Below are 16,444 nucleotides of genomic sequence, written 5' to 3' on the forward strand. Positions count from 1 at the left end.
AGCAAGGAGGAGGTGGTAAGAGTTTAAAAAATGTTTGAAAAGTTCTTAAATCTTACAGTAAGCGAAAAGACTGTTTATTAAAAAAAATTTAAAAAGGAGGTTTAAGATGGCAGAAGAACAATTTAAAGCAACAAGAGTGGTACCATGGCCAGTGGATTCTTATCCATCGTGGGGATTCTCTTTTGTTGCAGGTTTGCAGCATGTACTTACACTTTTTGGTGCAACAACTCTTGTACCAATTCTCTTCTCACAAGCGATGGGAATGAGCCCACAACAAACCGGAATCCTTATTGCTACAGTTTACATGGTAATGGGTATAGCAACACTTTTACAGTGTGATTCAAGAATTGGGTCAGGACTTCCAATTGTCCAAGGCTCGTCGTTCTCATTCATACCCGCTGCAACGGCAATCTTTGAGAATGTGAAAAAGGGCGGCGGTGGAATAAATGAGATGATGACAGCACTTGGAAGTGCTCTTTTCTATGGTGGTATCTATGAATTAGTTGTAGGTTATTCAGGTTTAATAGGGCTTCTTAAGAAAGTCATTACTCCTGTTGTAATTGGCCCTACAATTATGCTTATTGGATTTAGCCTTGCGTCTGTTGCAGTCAATACTGCTTCAAGTTATTGGCCAGTTTCTATTGTAGGCGTTATCCTTATCTTTATATTTGCGCTTGTTGTAAAGAATAGTAAAATTAACTCTTTCCCAGTTTTCCTTGCAGTTGCAATTCTGTATCTTTTTGCTGTTCTTGGAACTGCGATAAAACTATTCCCTGAAGGACACCCAATGTTTATTAACTTTAAGGCAATAGCAGATGCACCTTGGATTGTTTGGCCAAAGCCATTAAGGTATGGAAATATCTTCAAATTTGACTCATTTGGATTTGCTGCAATTCTTGCTGCATATACATCCTCAATGATTGAGTCATTTGGAGATTATCACAGTGTTTCTTATGCATCAGGTCTTCCTGATCCAACATCCCAAATGATATCAAAAGGAATTGGAGCAGAAGGACTTGGCTGTATCATTTCAGGTATCCTTGGCGGTGTTGGAACAACATCATACACAGAAAACATTGGTGTCGTTGCCCTTACGGGAATTGCTTCACGAAGAGTTATTAGGACTGGCGCTGTCATCCTTATTGTTCTTGGCTTCCTTTGGAAGCTTGGGACAATCATTGGAACCATGCCTTCACCGATAATTGGCGCAGCATACCTCTCGCTTTTTGGTCTCATTGGTGCTCTTGGTGTTCAGGTATTTGCACGTGCAGATGTAACATCAACAAGGAATCTTATGATTCTTGGGTTTGCATTCCTTTTTGGTCTTGGGTTGCCATCTGTCATTTCTGCACATCCTATTACAATACCTGGTGCAACGTGGCTTGCAAACATTCTCAATGGTATTTTCCACACCAGTATGGCAGTTGGTGGTGTTACGGCAGGTATTCTTGACAACATAATTCCTGGAACAGACAAAGAAAGAGGAATTGGCGTAAGGTAATTATTGCAAGTAAATTATCATTTAATTTTAAAGGGGAAGCATAAGCTTCCCCTTTTTGCATTTTTTAGGCTTAATAAGTGATTTTACCTCTTGATTTTTTTTGCAAACTCAATACAATATATTGCCTGATCGGGGCGTGGCTCAGCTTGGGTAGAGCGTTTGGTTTGGGACCAAAAGGTCGAAGGTTCAAATCCTTCCGCCCCGACCATTAGGTGCGCCCATAGCTCAGCAGGATAGAGCAACGGATTTCTAATCCGTCGGTCGCTGGTTCAAATCCGGCTGGGCGCGCCATTTATGGTGGGTGTAGCTCAACTGGTTAGAGTACCGGACTGTGGATCCGGCCGTTGGGAGTTCGAGTCTCCTCACCCACCCCAAGGCGCCCATAGCTCAGAAGGATAGAGCGGTGGATTCCTAATCCGCAGGCCACAGGTTCGAATCCTGTTGGGCGCACCACGTGCGCCTATAGCTCAACTGGATAGAGCAACGGACTTCGGATCCGTTGGTTGCGGGTTCGACTCCTGCTAGGCGCGCCATTTATATATATGTGGGTTCTTAGCTCAACTGGTAGAGCAACGGACTCTTAATCCGTAGGTTGCGGGTTCGAGCCCCGCAGAACCCACCATTTTTATTTTGGACGATAAAAGTGCGAGGGTGGCGGAACTGGCAGACGCGCTGGACTTAGGATCCAGTGAGGAAACTCATGCGGGTTCAACTCCCGCCCTTCGCACCATTTTTTATTTTTAAAGTTTTCATTAAAATATGTTGGATTATTTTAAAGAGAGGTGAAAAATGGATTATACAGTAAAAGAGAGAACTCAATCAAAGATTTTAGCAGAAATTGCTCACACTAAAGACGAAATTGAGCACGCTAAAAAAGAGGCTTATTCTAATCTTTCTAAAAAAATTAAAATCCCTGGATTTAGATTAGGAAAAGCGCCTTACGAGATAGGTTCTGCGTATATTGGCTCTGAGCGTTTGCTTGAAGAAGCCTTTGAGTTGCTTCTTGATAAATCATTAGTTGAATTCTTTGAAAAAGAAAATATAGAACCTTTTACGAAGCCTTCGGTTGATGTAAAAGAGTTTTCTCACGATAAGATTGTTTACGAAGTTACTGTAGAGTTTCTCCCGCAAATTGAATTTGACCCTGAAAAAAAGTTGGAAATAAAAAGGACGATTGAAGTGAAAGAAAGCGAAATAGAAGAAAAACTAAAGGAACTTCAGGAAACTTTTACCGAACTTGAACCCAAAAATTCTCCTGTTGAAAATGGCGACATAATTGAGGTTGCATATAGAATTGGGGATAAAGATGAACAGACTATCACTGTTGAAGTTGGGAAGGACAAGGTTGTTGGTAATTTTAATGAATTGGTCTTGGGAAAGAATATAGGTGAAGAGTTTGAAGTTGAAACTCAAAATACTGTTGTTAAATTTAGAGTAATTTCTATTAAAACAAAAAAGGTCCCAGAAATTAATGATGACTTTGCAAAGGAAATTGGATCGGAGTCTCTTGAAGCGCTTAGGGAAAAAATAAAGTCTGAAATTTACGAAAATAAAAAACTTCAATTGGAAGAGAATAGAGGAAGAGAAGCGTTGTATGAAGTTGCTAAAGATTTAAATGTTGAACTCCCTAAGAAATATATTGAAGGTGAAGTAGAGTCTCGTTACAAGGAGTATGAAACTGAATATCTAAAGCACGGGCTAAAACTTGAATCTTTACTTGAAAAAGAAGGAAAAACTGTTGATCAATTTAAAGAGGAAATTAAAAAAGATGTAATTCAAGAATTAAAAGAAACGCTTATATTAAGAGAAATTATAAAGAAGAAGGGCTTAATGGCTTCTAAAGATGAAATTGAAAAAGAATTTGAAAGAATTCTTCAAGATGAGCATATAGAAAAGGGCAGTGTTAAAATGAACGAGGAAATTGAAAGATATATAAGAAACGAAATATTGAAAAACAAGGCTATTTCAATATTGAAAGAAAATACTATAATAATGTTTGGAGGTGAGTAAGTTGCCAATTATTCCAAGCGTTGTTGAAACAACAGGAAGAGGAGAAGTAAGTTTTGACATTTATTCAAGACTTTTAAAAGACAGAATAATATTTTTAACTGGTGAGATTGAAACCGTACATGCTGATTTGATTGTTGCAGAACTTCTCTATCTTGAATCTCTGGACTCAACTCAGGATATATATCTATACATAAATAGCCCTGGTGGTGAGGTAATTCCCGGAATGGCTATTTATGATACAATGCAATACATTAAAGCACCTGTTGCAACGATATGTTTAGGGCAGGCTGCATCTCTTGCTGCAGTAATTCTTGCTGCAGGAAGAAAGGGAAAGCGGTATGCACTTCCTCATTCGAGGATTTTAATTCACCAACCTTGGGGTGGTGCACAGGGACAGGCAACTGATATTGAAATACAAGCAAAAGAACTTATAAGAATAAAAAGGATGATAAACGAAATACTTTCAAAACACACTGGACAACCTGTTGAAAAAATACAAAGGGATACCGAAAGAGACTACTTTATGTCTCCAGAAGAGGCAAAAGAATACGGTTTAATCGATCAAATTATCTCCATAAGGGAGCCTTAGGAACTATATGGAAGAACCAAGATGTTCTTTTTGTGGAAAATCTTATAGTGAAGTTGACAAATTAATAACAGGCCCAGATGGTGTGTATATTTGTAATGAGTGCGTTTTAAAAGCATATAATCTCTTAATGCATGAGGGAAAGAAAAAACAGTCGAGGAAAAACATACCTCTTCCAAGCGAAATAAAAGCGTTTCTTGATGAGTATATAATTGGTCAAGAGGAAGCAAAACTTGTAATTTCAGTTGCGGCTTATAATCACTATAAAAGGATTTTTCAACAAAATGAAGAAGTTGAAATAGAAAAAAGCAATATTCTACTAATTGGACCAACCGGATCTGGTAAAACTTTTATTGCAAAAGTACTATCTAAAGTTCTTGATGTCCCACTTGCAATATCTGATGCAACAAGCATCACAGAGGCAGGTTACGTTGGAGAGGATGTAGAAAGCATTATCCAGAGGCTTCTTATTGCTTCTGATTTTGATGTATCTAAAGCGGAAAAAGGAATTGCTTACATAGACGAGATTGATAAGATTGCAAGAAAAGGCGAGAATCCATCAATAACAAGAGATGTATCAGGTGAAGGTGTTCAACAAGGACTGCTTAAAATACTTGAAGGCACCGTTGCGAATGTACCACCACAGGGTGGAAGAAAACATCCTTTGCAGGAATTTATTAAAGTGAATACAAAGGATATACTATTTATTGGTGGAGGTACCTTTGAAGGCATCGAAAAAATTATTGAGGAGAGAAATAAGAAGAGGAAAATTGGCTTTGCACAAGAGATTACAAACGATGATAATTTGAGAATCCTTCCACAAGACTTAATTAAGTTCGGCATGATTCCAGAGTTTGTTGGGAGATTTCCAGTAATTGCAAGGCTCAATAGGCTTTCCAAGGAAGAACTCGTTAGAATTTTGGTCGAGCCAAAGAATGCACTCGTGAAGCAGTATCAAAAAATGTTCGAAATTGATGGAGTCTCACTTGAATTCGAAAAGGACGCTCTTGAATATATTGCAGATAAAGCATTAGAATTGAATATTGGTGCTCGTGGCTTGCGTGCTGTAATTGAGCAATCTATGATTGAGCTCATGTATAAGATACCTCAGAATAAATCCATAAAAAGATGTATTATTACCAAGGCTTTCCTTGAAGATGCTGTTGAACCAATCCTTTTAAATACAAAGAATGAACGAATTAATCTTAAAGAGGCAGCGTAAAGCGGAGGTAAACTAATGAACGAAAGGAACTTTCAAAAAAGTTATGCACCATACTTTCCCCTAAGAGGGATAGTAATATTTCCACATATGGTTGTGCCATTAATAGTTGGTCGACCAAAATCGATAAACGCAATAGAAGAAGCCCTTTCTACAGATAAGTTAATAGTAGTTTCAACGCAAAAAAACGGCCTCATTGAGGAGCCGGAACCAAAGGATGTATATGATGTTGGTGTTGGATGCGAAATTATTCAAGTATTGAGACTTCCTGATGGCACATATAGAATAATTGTTGAAGGTATCGAAAGAGTTAAAATAAAACAATTTGATTTATCGCCTACGATATGGCATGCACATGTTGAGCCTTTGAAAAGCGTATACGAGCCATCAACTGAAACAGAAGCCCTGATGAGGCTTGTATCGGATAAATTTGCACTCTATTCGGAACTTAACAAAAAAGTTCCTCAGGATGCGATTCTCAGTTTAACAAATATTGACTCACCAGATCGACTTATTATGGTTGTTATATCAAATCTTTTTGTATCGGTAGAAGAAAAACAAAAAATTCTTGAGACGACCGATGTAAAGGAACAGTTAAAATATCTTCATGAAATTCTTGAAAGGGAAAACACGATTCTTGAAATATCAAGAAAGATAGACGAGGAAGTAAGAAACAGGATTGAGAAAAGCCAAAAAGAGTACTTTTTAAGAGAAAAATTAAAAGAGATCGAAAGAGAACTTGGTGAAGAAGGAGAAGGCGCAGGAACAATCTCAGAAATAAAAAATAAGATGAAGGGAAGAAAACTTCCCAAATATGTAATTGATAAGATTAACGAGGAGCTTGAAAAACTTAAGAAAATTCCGCCAATGAGTCCTGAAAGTGGGGTGATTCAAAATTATATTGATTGGCTTCTTGCGTTACCTTGGGATAAATCTACTGTTGATACAATTGACGTTAAAAAAGCACAGGAAATTCTCGATAAGAACCATTATGACTTAAAAGATGTTAAAGAAAGAATTCTTGAACTCATTGCAGTTAAAAAACTTAAAAGTGATGTTAAAGGGCCAATTCTCTGCTTTGTTGGTCCTCCGGGGGTTGGTAAAACTTCCTTAGGAAAATCCATTGCTGAAGCGCTTGGAAGAAAATTTGTAAGAGTTTCTTTAGGCGGAATTAGGGATGAAGCAGAAATAAGGGGACATAGAAGAACCTATGTCGGTGCACTACCTGGGAGAATTATTCAGGGAATAAAGCAAGCAGGAGTTAAAAACCCAGTATTCCTTCTTGATGAAATAGACAAGGTTGGAGCAGATTTTAGAGGTGATCCAACAGCAGCACTTCTTGAAGCACTTGATCCAGAGCAAAATAATGCGTTTTCGGATCATTATATTGAACTTCCTTTTGATCTCTCCGAAGTGCTTTTCATAACTACCGCAAATGTTGTCGATACAATTCCACCTGCACTACTTGATAGAATGGAAGTTCTTACACTGCCAGGTTACATTGATGAAGAAAAGCTACAAATTGCAAAGAAATTTATAATTCCAAAGCAACTTGTAGCCCATGGACTTGAGTCTCAAGATTTGGTGATTTCCGACAAAGCTATTCTTAAAATTATTAATGAATATACAAGAGAAGCAGGCCTAAGAAATCTCGAGAGATCGATTACCAAAATAATAAGAAAGGTTGCAAAAGAAAAGGCTGAACGAGGGAAAATTCGAAGAAGAATTACAGAAGAAAACCTTCGCAAATATCTTGGAAAGCCAGAATTTGAAAGGGAGTCCCAAGAAAAGAAGAGCCTTGTTGGTGTTGCTTGCGGAATGGTTGTGACTCTTGCAGGCGGAGACATTGTTTATATAGAGGCAACCAAAATGCCAGGTAAAGGTAGCCTTATTCTTACAGGACAGTTAGGTGAGGTGATGAAGGAATCTGCCCAGGCTGCATTGAGTTATATAAGAGCTAATGCTGAAAAACTTGGAGTTCAACCAGATTTTTACGATAAGTACGATATACACATTCATGTGCCTGAAGGTGCGGTGCCTAAAGAGGGGCCGTCTGCTGGAATTACAATGTTTGTAGCTCTTGTTTCTGTGTTGAAAGGCGTTCCTGTTAACAAGGATGTCGCTATGACCGGGGAAATTACTCTAAGAGGTAGAGTGCTTCCAGTTGGCGGAATTAAAGAGAAAGTACTTGGTGCATATAGAGCGAACATCAGGACAATAATTCTTCCAAAGGCAAACGAGATTGATATTGAAGATATACCAGAAGGAGTTCGCAATAACATAAGGTTTTACTTTATAGAAAATGTAGAAGAGGCGCTGAATATTGCACTTGAAAATGAGCATAGGGAAAGTACTTAAGGAAGAACGTGAAAAAAGAAATTTAACCCTCGAGGATGTCTCGAAAGGGACCCTTATAAGAGAATATTATCTTGAAAAAATTGAAGCTGATGATTTTGGTAATGAGTTTGATGGTTTTGTGCTTTCCTATATTAAGAAGTATGCAGAGTTTTTAGAAATTGATGCACAGCCACTTTTAACCGAGTATAAGGAACTGTTCAAGGAAACAAAGGTTATTAAGCGGAGTACAAATAAAAAACTTAAATTTATAGCTTTAATTTTTATTTTGCTTTTTATTGTTGGATTTGTTTTTTCTCTTGGAAAATTCAAAAGTGGAACTCAAGTTACAATAAATGAGAGTATTAGCCAGACAGAAACTTCCCCGAAGGAGTCCGAAATTCCCATCCAAACACCTCAAGAACAAACCCCATCACAACCTCAGAACAACTTACAAGAACAGTCTCCTAACTACCCTGTTATACTCGTTTTGAAAAGTAATGGGAGATGCTGGCTCGGAATGACAATTGATGGTAATTATTCACAAAGATTTATTAACCAAAATGAGACACTTGAATTACATGCAAAAAACTATATTCAAATTCGTTTTGGAAACGCAAAGGTTGTTACGGTAATCTATAACGGCAAGGATCTTGGACCAGTAAGTAGTAGTGAAACCGTTGTTGAACTCAGGTATACCACGAGCGGGGTAGAAAAGGTTAATTTCCCATGAAAAAAGTTTCAATAATTAGTTTAGGTTGTCCTAAAAACCTCGTTGATTCTGAGCGTGTTCTTGGTGAACTTGCAACGAAGTATTCGATAACTTTTGATACTGATAATGCCGATATTGTCTTAATTAATACATGTGCTTTTCTTAAAGAATCAAGAGCTGAATCTGAAGAAGTAATAAGTGAATTTGTTGAAAAGAAGCAAAAGGGTAAAATTGACAAATTACTTGTCCTTGGATGTTATCCGTCTTTAGATGTAGAGGGACTTAAAAGGAAATTTCCATCTGTTGATGGTTTTGTTGGAACAAACAATCTTAGAAGTGTTTTAAAGGCAATAGAAAATGGCGGTGTTTTTGTCGATAAAACACCTGAGTATGCAGATTTGCCACGACTCCAAGTTACCTTACCTCACTACAGTTATTTAAAAATTGCAGATGGTTGCTCGCATAGATGTGCCTTTTGCCTTATACCAAAGATAAAAGGCAACACCCACAGTTACGATATAGATTTTCTTGTTAGAGAAGCGAAGGCACTTTCGGAAAATGGTGTTAAAGAACTCGTTTTAATTGCGCAAGATACCACCCAGTATGGCATAGATTTGTATAAGGAAATTAAACTTATCGAACTTTTAAAAGAATTGGAAAAAATAGATAATCTTGAATGGATAAGAATTCTTTATACATATCCTCATCCTTATATGCAATTGCTTATTGAATATATTCAAAAGTCTAAAAAAATTGTGCCATATATCGACATGCCAATACAACACGCTTCGGATAAAATACTCAAAGCAATGCTTCGTGCATATTCCAAAAAAGAACTTGAAAGCATAGTTTCTAAAATTAAGGAATCAGACATTGCCTTTAGGACTTCTGTTATCGTGGGATTTCCAACCGAAGGTGAGGATGATTTTAAGGAACTTGAAGAATTCATAGAGAAGTATGGAGTCGACCATATTGGTATTTTTAAGTATTCAAATGAATTTGGAACAGAAAGTTACACATTGGAACAAGTCGATGAAGATACAAAAGAAGAAAGGTTTAAAAGATTAAATGAATTAAAGGAAAGACTTGCAATAAAGAGAAGCAAGTCATTCCTTGGAAAGGAAATTTCTTTTATAGTTGATTTTTATGATTCAAGATTAAAGAAATCATTTGGGCGATCCATTTACGATGCTCCGGATATTGATAATGTAGTTATTGCACAGGGAAAACTAAAACAAGGTGAAATTTATAGAGGAATTGTAAAAGAGGCGAACCCTTATGAGTGGGTGGTTGAAATAAAAAAATGAGAATTTTCATATCTTTAAAAACAACTCCTTATGAAGACGAACTTTTCAAAATTCTATGTGATCTCAAGAAGAAGATTAGAGGAGATATAAAGTGGGTTTCTAAAGATAACCTTCATGTTACAACAAAGTTCCTTGGGGAAGTAGAGGAGTCATTTCTTCAAGAAATTTTTAGAATTGTTAAAGAAACTGTAAAAATTAGCAAACCTTTTTCATTTGAAATTAAAGGGATCTCTGGCTTCCCGAAGAAGGATTTTGCAAGAGTTCTATTCTTTTCAATAGTCGACTTCGACAAAAACATAGAAAACATAATGAAAATACTTGATAAAGATTTCGAAAAGTATCATTTTAAAAGAGAAGAATCCTATGTGCCTCACATTACTTTTGGAAGATGCAGGAGAAACTATATAAATCTTAACGAATATAAGTTTGAGGATTTTGATTTTGTTGTAAACGCCTTAGGGCTTACAGTATATGAAAGTATATTGATGAGCAATGGCCCTATTTACAAAGAAATTGAGACTTTTAATTTTAAAGATTAATCAGTATAATAAATAAAAAAGAGAGGTTGATGCGTATGGCAAATACTGAAAACGACAAGGAACAAGCCCTTAAACTTGCAATGATGCAAGTTGAGAAGGAGTATGGAAAAGGTTCAGTAATGAGACTTGGCGATAAAAAAGCCAGTTTAAGTATAGAGGTAATTCCAACCGGTATTTATTCTCTTGACCTTGCCTTAGGTGTAGGAGGCTTCCCGAGGGGCCGTATCATTGAAATTTTTGGACCAGAGGGAAGTGGAAAAACCACTCTTGCTCTCGAGGCGATTGCAAATGCCCAGAGAATGGGCGGAAAGGCGTTATTTGTGGATGTAGAACATGCGTTTTCTCCTGAATATGCGAAAAGTCTTGGCGTAAATATAGACGATCTTATCGTTTCGCAACCTGATTATGCAGAACAGGCACTTGATATTATAGACATTTTTGTAAGGTCTGGTGCTGTTGACATTGTAGTACTTGATTCTGTTGCTGCCTTAGTACCCAAAGCGGAGTTAGAGGGAGACATGGGAGACTCCTTTATGGGAGTACAAGCAAGACTTATGTCTCAAGCATTGAGAAAACTTGCAGGCACAATAAACAAATCGAAAACTTGCATGATTTTTATTAACCAGTTGCGTGAGAAAATCGGAGTTGTGTTTGGTAATCCTGAAGTAACCCCAGGTGGACGTGCGCTTAAATTCTATGCTTCAGTTAGACTTGATGTAAGACGTGTTGAATCAATTTCTGGCGATGGTGCCGACAAAGGTAATAGAATTAGAATTAAGGTTGTAAAAAATAAAGTTGCGCCGCCTTATAAAGAAGCAATTGTTGATCTTATATTCGGTGAAGGTATTTCGCGACTTGGAGATTTATTTGATGTTGCAGTAGAAAATGCTATTGTCAAAAAAAGTGGATCTTTCTTCTCATATGGTGACATCAAACTTGGACAAGGAAGAGATAATGCGATAAAATTGTTGCAGTCGAATGAAGAACTACTCAATAAGATAAAGAAAGAATTAGATGAAAAACTCTTTGCAAAGAAAGAAGAAGCCCAGTAGTATTTTAAACTATGCGTTGAATTTACTCTCTCGAAAAGATTATTCTGAGTATGAATTAAGAGGAAAACTAAGTACTTATTTTGATAGTGGTATTGAAGAAGTTATATTTAAATTAAAGGAAAGAGGACTTCTTTCAGATGAACGATATGCTTTGAGGCTAATAGATAGATATATTAAGAAAAAATATGGTTTTTTAAAAATAAAAGTGGAACTTGAAAAGCGCGGGTTGAGGGAATTTAACGATATTTTATCTAATTTATATACGGATGATTTAGAAAAAGAAAATATAAAATACTTTTTACACAAAAAACCAAAAGAAAAACTCTATGCCTATTTAATTCAGAAAGGTTTCAGGCCTCATATCGTTCAGGAAGTCCTCGCCGAAAAAAATAATTTAGGGAGGTGAGGATAATGTCGGTACCGTACATTTTGTATGTCCTTGTTACTATTTTTATGTTTGCTATTGGTGCAATAATAGGATGGGTAGTTCAAGGTTATATCTATAAGTCTAAGATAGGTTCATTCGACGAGTATGTTAAGAAGAAGCAGGAAGAGTTGGAAAGGAAATTAGAAGTTCAGGAACGTGAATTAAAGATTCATTCGAAGGAAGAATTAGAGAGAAAGATACAGGAGTTAGAAAGCAAATACAAGGAAAGACAGAGAGAACTTCAGGAAATTGAGAATAGACTTTTAAAAAAGGAAGAAATTGTTGATAGACGTGCACAATTTCTTGATAAAAAGGAAAAAGACCTCCTAAAAAAAGAGGAAGATATTTTAACTTTAAATAAACAAATCGAGGAAAAAGCGAAAAGTATCGAAGCAGAGCTCTTTAAAATTGCATCCTTAACAAGAGAGGAAGCAAGGCAGATCATTCTGAAGGAGGTTGAGGAGAGTTTAAAGAAAGATATAGCAAGAAAGGTTTCTGAGGCTGAGGAGGAGATAAGATCAATTGCAAAAGAGAAAGCAAAAGTAATATTATCCGAAGCAATGGAAAGTTGTGCAATTGATTATGTTGCAGAAACCACAGTATCGGTAGTGCCGCTTCCTTCTGATGAGTTAAAGGGAAGGATTATTGGTCGTGAAGGAAGAAACATTAGAACCTTTGAAACTCTAACAGGTGTTGACCTCTTAATTGATGATACACCTGAAGCAGTAACATTGTCTTGTTTTGACCCAATAAGAAGGGAAATTGCACGACGAGCACTTGAAAAATTGATCATTGATGGAAGAATACATCCTGCAAGAATTGAAGAATTTGTAAGCGAAGCAGAGGCACAATTCGAAGAAAGTCTAATAAAGGATGCAGAGGATGCCCTAATGAGTATTTCGTTGTATGGCTTCCCAATTGAATTAAAGAAGATAATTGGTGAAATGAAATATAGGACAAGTTACGGTCAAAACCTTCTAAAACATTCTCTTGAAGTTGCAACAATTGCTGGAATCATTGCTCAAGAAATTGGTGAAAACGTTGTACTTGCAAAAAGGGCGGGATTTTTGCATGACATAGGGAAAGTTATTTCTCAGGAGTATGAAGGCCCTCATGCGCTTACTGGAGGGGAACTTTTGAGAAAATTTGGTGAAAACGAATTAGTTATTCATGCTGTTCAGTCACACCATGGTGATATAAAACAAGAAACTGCTCTGGACGTTATAGTCCAGGTGGCTGATACGTTATCTGCAACAAGGCCTGGTGCAAGAAGAGAAGACCTTGAAAACTACATAAAGAGAATGGAGGAACTCGAGCGAATTGCAAGCTCTGTAACTGGTGTTAAAAAGGCGTTTGTAGTCCAAGCGGGACGTGAAGTTAGAATTCTTGTAAATCCTGAGGAAGTTGACGAAGAAACTTCGCAGAAGATTGCAAGAGATGTTGCAAGGACGATTGAAGAGTCTTTGGTATATCCAGGCATTATTAAGGTTACTGTCGTAAGAGAAACTCGATATGTAGAGTATGCAAAATAGTCTTAAATTTCCGGAGGAGTTGGAGTTTTTACCTGACTCTTCCGGTGTGTATATTTTAAAAGATAAAGAAAATAAAGTCATTTATGTAGGAAAGGCAAAATCACTTAAAAAGAGAGTAAGTTCATACAAAAATCCTAAAGATACAAAAGGTAAAGCGCTTTTTTCAAGAATAAGAACTATTGAATTTATCATAACAGAAAACCCAGATGAAGCCCTTCTTCTTGAAAACAATCTTATTAAAAAATTCAAGCCGCCTTTCAATGTAAGACTTGTAGATGACGAGAACTATCCATATATAAAGATAACTGATGAAGAGTATCCAAAAATTCAAAAAGTCTACAGGATTAGAGGCGAAAAGGGAAATTATTTTGGCCCATTCCCTCATGGAAAGGCAGTAGATACAACAATTAAGACTCTTCGTAAGATATTTCCAATTCGTTCGTGTAATCTAAAAATAAGTGAAGAAAAAAAGTATCAGCCCTGCATGCTTTATCAAATTGGACTTTGCTCTGCACCATGTGCACATCTTATAAGCAAAGTAGATTATATAAAAACAGTTGAAAATTTGAAGACTTTTTTAAGAAGCGAAGACAAATCAATTATTAACACTCTTGCAAATGAAATGGAAAAAGCAAAAAGAGAATTACAATTTGAGAGAGCAATCATATATCGTGATGCAATTAATGGGCTTAATGCGATTTTCTCCTCGCAACGTGTTATTACCGAAGAAAATGTGAATTTCGACCTAATTACAGGCGAGATAAAAGGTGATAAGAGTTGTGTTGTGAAAGTAACTATAAGAAACGGGAGGGTTGTAAGCCTTTATCCATTTATTTTGGAATCTTTAGAAGATAAACCAACGCTTATCGAGCAATTTTTGATTTCGTATTCACAACATGCGACATCTGAAAAGATATATGTTGATTGTTCTTTGGAGAACAAAGAAGCACTTGAAAAATTTCTGAAAGAAAAAACAGGACATAAAGTGCAAATTGTAAAAGCTAAAGGGAAAGCTTCCAAAAAAGTTTTAGAATTTGCAAAAGAAAATGCAAAATTACACCTTGAGAATTATCTAAAAAGAAAAGAAAATGAAACACCAAAAGTCCTTGTCCAAATGAAAGAGATACTTTCCTTAAAGCATATTCCTATAAGAATTGAAGGCTATGATATTTCAAATATACAAGGGAAATTCGCAGTGGGATCAATGGTTGTGTTTACTCGTGGGAAAAAAGATAAAGATGAATATCGTAGATTTAGAATAAAATTTGTGGAAGGTCCAAATGATTATGCAATGCTTTATGAGGTACTTTTAAGGAGATTTATGCATAATGAAGAAGGCTTTTCAAAAGAACTTCCTAATCTTGTCCTTATTGACGGAGGTTTAGGTCAACTTGAAGTTGGGAAAAAAGTAAAAGAGATATTGAACCTTGATGTTGATTTTATTTCACTTGCAAAAAAAGAAGAACTTGTTTTTACTGAGAAGAGTAACGAACCGATAAGACTTGAAAGAGACTCACCTGTTCTTAAGTTATTACAACAGGTAAGGGATGAATCACATAGATTTGCAAAGGCATACTTTAAGGAGTTGCATTCTAAGATAATTACGGAGGACGGAAATGAAGAATAAAATTTTGGTGAGTTTCATTGTTAACGCAATTGCCCTTTACTTAGTAAGTTTAATTGTTCCCGGGATATCTTTTGATAACACATTAAGTATTCTTGTTGCAAGCCTAATTTTTGGTATTGTGAACTCAGTCATAAGACCTTTCTTTATGTTCTTATCGCTTCCACTAATATTTCTTACCTTAGGTCTATTTATGTTTATAATTAACGGATTAATGCTTAAAATCGTTTCGCTTCTTGTTCCCGGCTTTCATGTCTACTCTTTCTGGGATGCGGTATTTGCATCTCTTCTTTTGTCAGTAATTTCGGTGGTTTTGAAGGGGGTTTTATTTGGAAAAAATCGATAGAAAGGCAATCCTTGTACATATCATAAGTAAGGAAAATAAAGAGCTAAGAGAAGAGTATCTTGAAGAATTTAGACTTCTTGTAGAAACTCTTTCCTATGAAATTGTTGCAGAAACAACATATTCACTGAGAGAACCGCGTTATTCAACTTTTCTTGGAACAGGAAAAATCGAGGAATTAAAAAAACTTGCACAACTTACAGATGCTAAAATTGTTTTTATTGATACTACTTTAACATTCCTCCAGTTAAGAAATCTTTCTAAGGAACTTGGCGTTCCCGTTGTTGATAGACCACATCTTATTCTTATGATATTTTCTATGCGAGCACGGACAACTGAAGCAAAACTTCAGGTAGAATTATCACAACTCAAGATGCGTCTTCCTGAAATTGTTCATGAAGACGTAGATTTAGATCAACAGACAGGTTCTGAAATGGGATTAAAAGGACCAGGTGAAAGAAAAACTGAGTTAAAGAGGCGATATATTGCAAAAAGGATTCAAATACTTGAGAAAAAACTGGAAGAAATTAAAAAACACAGAGTTGAAATTAGAAAACGAAGGACAAAAAGTAGTATTCCTATAATTTCAATAGTAGGATATACTAATGCAGGCAAGTCAACTCTTTTAAATACATTGACTCAAAGTGAAGCTTATGTGGAGGATAAACTTTTTGCAACGCTTGACAGTCTTTCGAGGGTGGGTGAGATAAAACAAAATATCTCTGCTATTTTTGTTGATACAATAGGTTTTATAAGAGATTTACCGCCACAACTTATCTATGCATTTCACTCAACTCTTGAAGAAATTCTTGATTCGTGGATAATTATACATCTTGTTGATGCATCAGACCCTCTTTTTAGGGATAAAATGGAGGTTGTTCTTTGTACACTTAAAGATTTAGGAGCATCTAATATTCCAATTATTACAGTATTTAATAAGATTGACAAAATCGGTGAAGAGCCTCTCAAATATCTACAATCAATTTACAAAGATGCCATTTTTATCTCAGCCAAGGAGAGTATTGGTATCGACCAGTTAAAAGAACGTCTTGCAAACATGCTTAGCGAATTGATAGTAAGAGTAAAAATAGTTTTGCCTTATAAAGACGCTCATCTTCTTGATGAGATTTACACTGTAGCGAATGTCATTTCAAGAAAAGATACAGAAGAAAATATCATATTGTACGTCGAAGGCTACTACTCAAATTTAGGTAAATTCAAAAATTATTTTTCTTCCCAAAGGACTGCTTGAAAAATA

Annotated in this window: 14 protein-coding genes and 7 tRNA genes; all 21 read left to right on the forward strand. The window is 36.1% G+C overall.

The genetic code is table 11. From position 1 onward, the window contains the following. Positions 1–106 precede the first annotated feature (106 nt). Positions 107–1,501: a uracil-xanthine permease family protein gene (locus CSE_RS03390; protein WP_014453250.1), complete on the forward strand. Its 1,395-nt coding sequence runs from the start codon at positions 107–109 to the stop codon at positions 1,499–1,501. 130 nt (positions 1,502–1,631) lie between these two features. Then, positions 1,632–1,709: transfer RNA gene (locus CSE_RS03395), tRNA-Pro, on the forward strand. Between the two features lie 6 nt (positions 1,710–1,715). Beyond that, a tRNA-Arg gene (locus CSE_RS03400) sits at positions 1,716–1,792 on the forward strand. Positions 1,793–1,798: 6 nt separating this feature from the next. Then, positions 1,799–1,875: transfer RNA gene (locus tag CSE_RS03405), tRNA-His, on the forward strand. 2 nt (positions 1,876–1,877) lie between these two features. Next, positions 1,878–1,954, forward strand: a tRNA-Arg gene (locus tag CSE_RS03410). A 3-nt stretch (positions 1,955–1,957) separates the two neighbouring features. Continuing rightward, positions 1,958–2,034, forward strand: a tRNA-Arg gene (locus CSE_RS03415). A 13-nt stretch (positions 2,035–2,047) separates the two neighbouring features. Then, a tRNA-Lys gene (locus CSE_RS03420) sits at positions 2,048–2,123 on the forward strand. A gap of 23 nt (positions 2,124–2,146) precedes the next feature. Next, positions 2,147–2,231: transfer RNA gene (locus CSE_RS03425), tRNA-Leu, on the forward strand. A gap of 59 nt (positions 2,232–2,290) precedes the next feature. Next, positions 2,291–3,511: a trigger factor gene (gene tig, locus CSE_RS03430; protein ID WP_014453251.1), complete on the forward strand. Its 1,221-nt coding sequence runs from the start codon at positions 2,291–2,293 to the stop codon at positions 3,509–3,511. Position 3,512: 1 nt separating this feature from the next. Then, positions 3,513–4,100 (forward strand): ATP-dependent Clp endopeptidase proteolytic subunit ClpP, encoded by a 588-nt coding sequence (clpP, locus tag CSE_RS03435; protein ID WP_014453252.1) that lies wholly within the window; start codon positions 3,513–3,515, stop codon positions 4,098–4,100. Between the two features lie 7 nt (positions 4,101–4,107). After that, positions 4,108–5,319: an ATP-dependent Clp protease ATP-binding subunit ClpX gene (gene clpX / locus CSE_RS03440; RefSeq protein WP_014453253.1), complete on the forward strand. Its 1,212-nt coding sequence runs from the start codon at positions 4,108–4,110 to the stop codon at positions 5,317–5,319. Positions 5,320–5,334: 15 nt separating this feature from the next. Then, positions 5,335–7,674 (forward strand): endopeptidase La, encoded by a 2,340-nt coding sequence (gene lon / locus CSE_RS03445; RefSeq protein WP_014453254.1) that lies wholly within the window; start codon positions 5,335–5,337, stop codon positions 7,672–7,674. Further along, positions 7,652–8,383, forward strand: coding sequence for a helix-turn-helix domain-containing protein (locus CSE_RS03450; protein WP_014453255.1), 732 nt, complete (start codon positions 7,652–7,654; stop codon positions 8,381–8,383). Before lon ends, CSE_RS03450 begins: the two co-directional genes overlap by 23 nt. Then, positions 8,380–9,669, forward strand: a complete 1,290-nt coding sequence (gene rimO, locus CSE_RS03455; RefSeq protein WP_014453256.1) for a 30S ribosomal protein S12 methylthiotransferase RimO — start codon at positions 8,380–8,382, stop codon at positions 9,667–9,669. The genes CSE_RS03450 and rimO overlap by 4 nt, the downstream gene beginning before the upstream one ends. Continuing rightward, positions 9,666–10,208 (forward strand): RNA 2',3'-cyclic phosphodiesterase, encoded by a 543-nt coding sequence (thpR, locus tag CSE_RS03460; protein WP_014453257.1) that lies wholly within the window; start codon positions 9,666–9,668, stop codon positions 10,206–10,208. The genes rimO and thpR overlap by 4 nt, the downstream gene beginning before the upstream one ends. A gap of 35 nt (positions 10,209–10,243) precedes the next feature. Then, a complete protein-coding gene (gene recA / locus CSE_RS03465) occupies positions 10,244–11,260 on the forward strand; it encodes a recombinase RecA (protein ID WP_014453258.1) in 1,017 nt (338 codons plus the stop codon). Further along, entirely contained in the window at positions 11,223–11,666 is a 444-nt protein-coding gene (locus tag CSE_RS03470) for a regulatory protein RecX (protein WP_014453259.1), read from the forward strand. The genes recA and CSE_RS03470 overlap by 38 nt, the downstream gene beginning before the upstream one ends. Positions 11,667–11,671: 5 nt before the next feature. Next, positions 11,672–13,219, forward strand: coding sequence for a ribonuclease Y (gene rny / locus CSE_RS03475; RefSeq protein ID WP_014453260.1), 1,548 nt, complete (start codon positions 11,672–11,674; stop codon positions 13,217–13,219). Beyond that, entirely contained in the window at positions 13,209–14,846 is a 1,638-nt protein-coding gene (uvrC, locus tag CSE_RS03480) for an excinuclease ABC subunit UvrC (protein WP_050981321.1), read from the forward strand. The genes rny and uvrC overlap by 11 nt, the downstream gene beginning before the upstream one ends. After that, complete coding sequence (locus CSE_RS03485; RefSeq protein ID WP_014453262.1) at positions 14,836–15,189, forward strand: phage holin family protein; 354 nt, start codon at positions 14,836–14,838, stop codon at positions 15,187–15,189. Before uvrC ends, CSE_RS03485 begins: the two co-directional genes overlap by 11 nt. Next, positions 15,173–16,438, forward strand: a complete 1,266-nt coding sequence (gene hflX / locus CSE_RS03490; protein WP_014453263.1) for a GTPase HflX — start codon at positions 15,173–15,175, stop codon at positions 16,436–16,438. The genes CSE_RS03485 and hflX overlap by 17 nt, the downstream gene beginning before the upstream one ends. Positions 16,439–16,444 lie beyond the last annotated feature (6 nt).

The organism is Caldisericum exile AZM16c01 (genome assembly GCF_000284335.1).
Classification (GTDB): Bacteria; Caldisericota; Caldisericia; order Caldisericales; family Caldisericaceae; genus Caldisericum; species Caldisericum exile.

What these genes read in the sequence shown, in the direction of transcription:
- CSE_RS03390 (WP_014453250.1), top strand. Translation starts at nt 107, where the DNA reads ATGGCAGAAGAACAATTTAAAGCAACAAGAGTGGTACCATGGCCAGTG.
- tig (WP_014453251.1), top strand. Translation starts at nt 2,291, where the DNA reads ATGGATTATACAGTAAAAGAGAGAACTCAATCAAAGATTTTAGCAGAA.
- clpX (WP_014453253.1), top strand. Translation starts at nt 4,108, where the DNA reads ATGGAAGAACCAAGATGTTCTTTTTGTGGAAAATCTTATAGTGAAGTT.
- lon (WP_014453254.1), top strand. Translation starts at nt 5,335, where the DNA reads ATGAACGAAAGGAACTTTCAAAAAAGTTATGCACCATACTTTCCCCTA.
- CSE_RS03450 (WP_014453255.1), top strand. Translation starts at nt 7,652, where the DNA reads ATGAGCATAGGGAAAGTACTTAAGGAAGAACGTGAAAAAAGAAATTTA.
- rimO (WP_014453256.1), top strand. Translation starts at nt 8,380, where the DNA reads ATGAAAAAAGTTTCAATAATTAGTTTAGGTTGTCCTAAAAACCTCGTT.
- thpR (WP_014453257.1), top strand. Translation starts at nt 9,666, where the DNA reads ATGAGAATTTTCATATCTTTAAAAACAACTCCTTATGAAGACGAACTT.
- recA (WP_014453258.1), top strand. Translation starts at nt 10,244, where the DNA reads ATGGCAAATACTGAAAACGACAAGGAACAAGCCCTTAAACTTGCAATG.
- CSE_RS03470 (WP_014453259.1), top strand. Translation starts at nt 11,223, where the DNA reads ATGAAAAACTCTTTGCAAAGAAAGAAGAAGCCCAGTAGTATTTTAAAC.
- rny (WP_014453260.1), top strand. Translation starts at nt 11,672, where the DNA reads ATGTCGGTACCGTACATTTTGTATGTCCTTGTTACTATTTTTATGTTT.
- uvrC (WP_050981321.1), top strand. Translation starts at nt 13,209, where the DNA reads ATGCAAAATAGTCTTAAATTTCCGGAGGAGTTGGAGTTTTTACCTGAC.
- CSE_RS03485 (WP_014453262.1), top strand. Translation starts at nt 14,836, where the DNA reads ATGAAGAATAAAATTTTGGTGAGTTTCATTGTTAACGCAATTGCCCTT.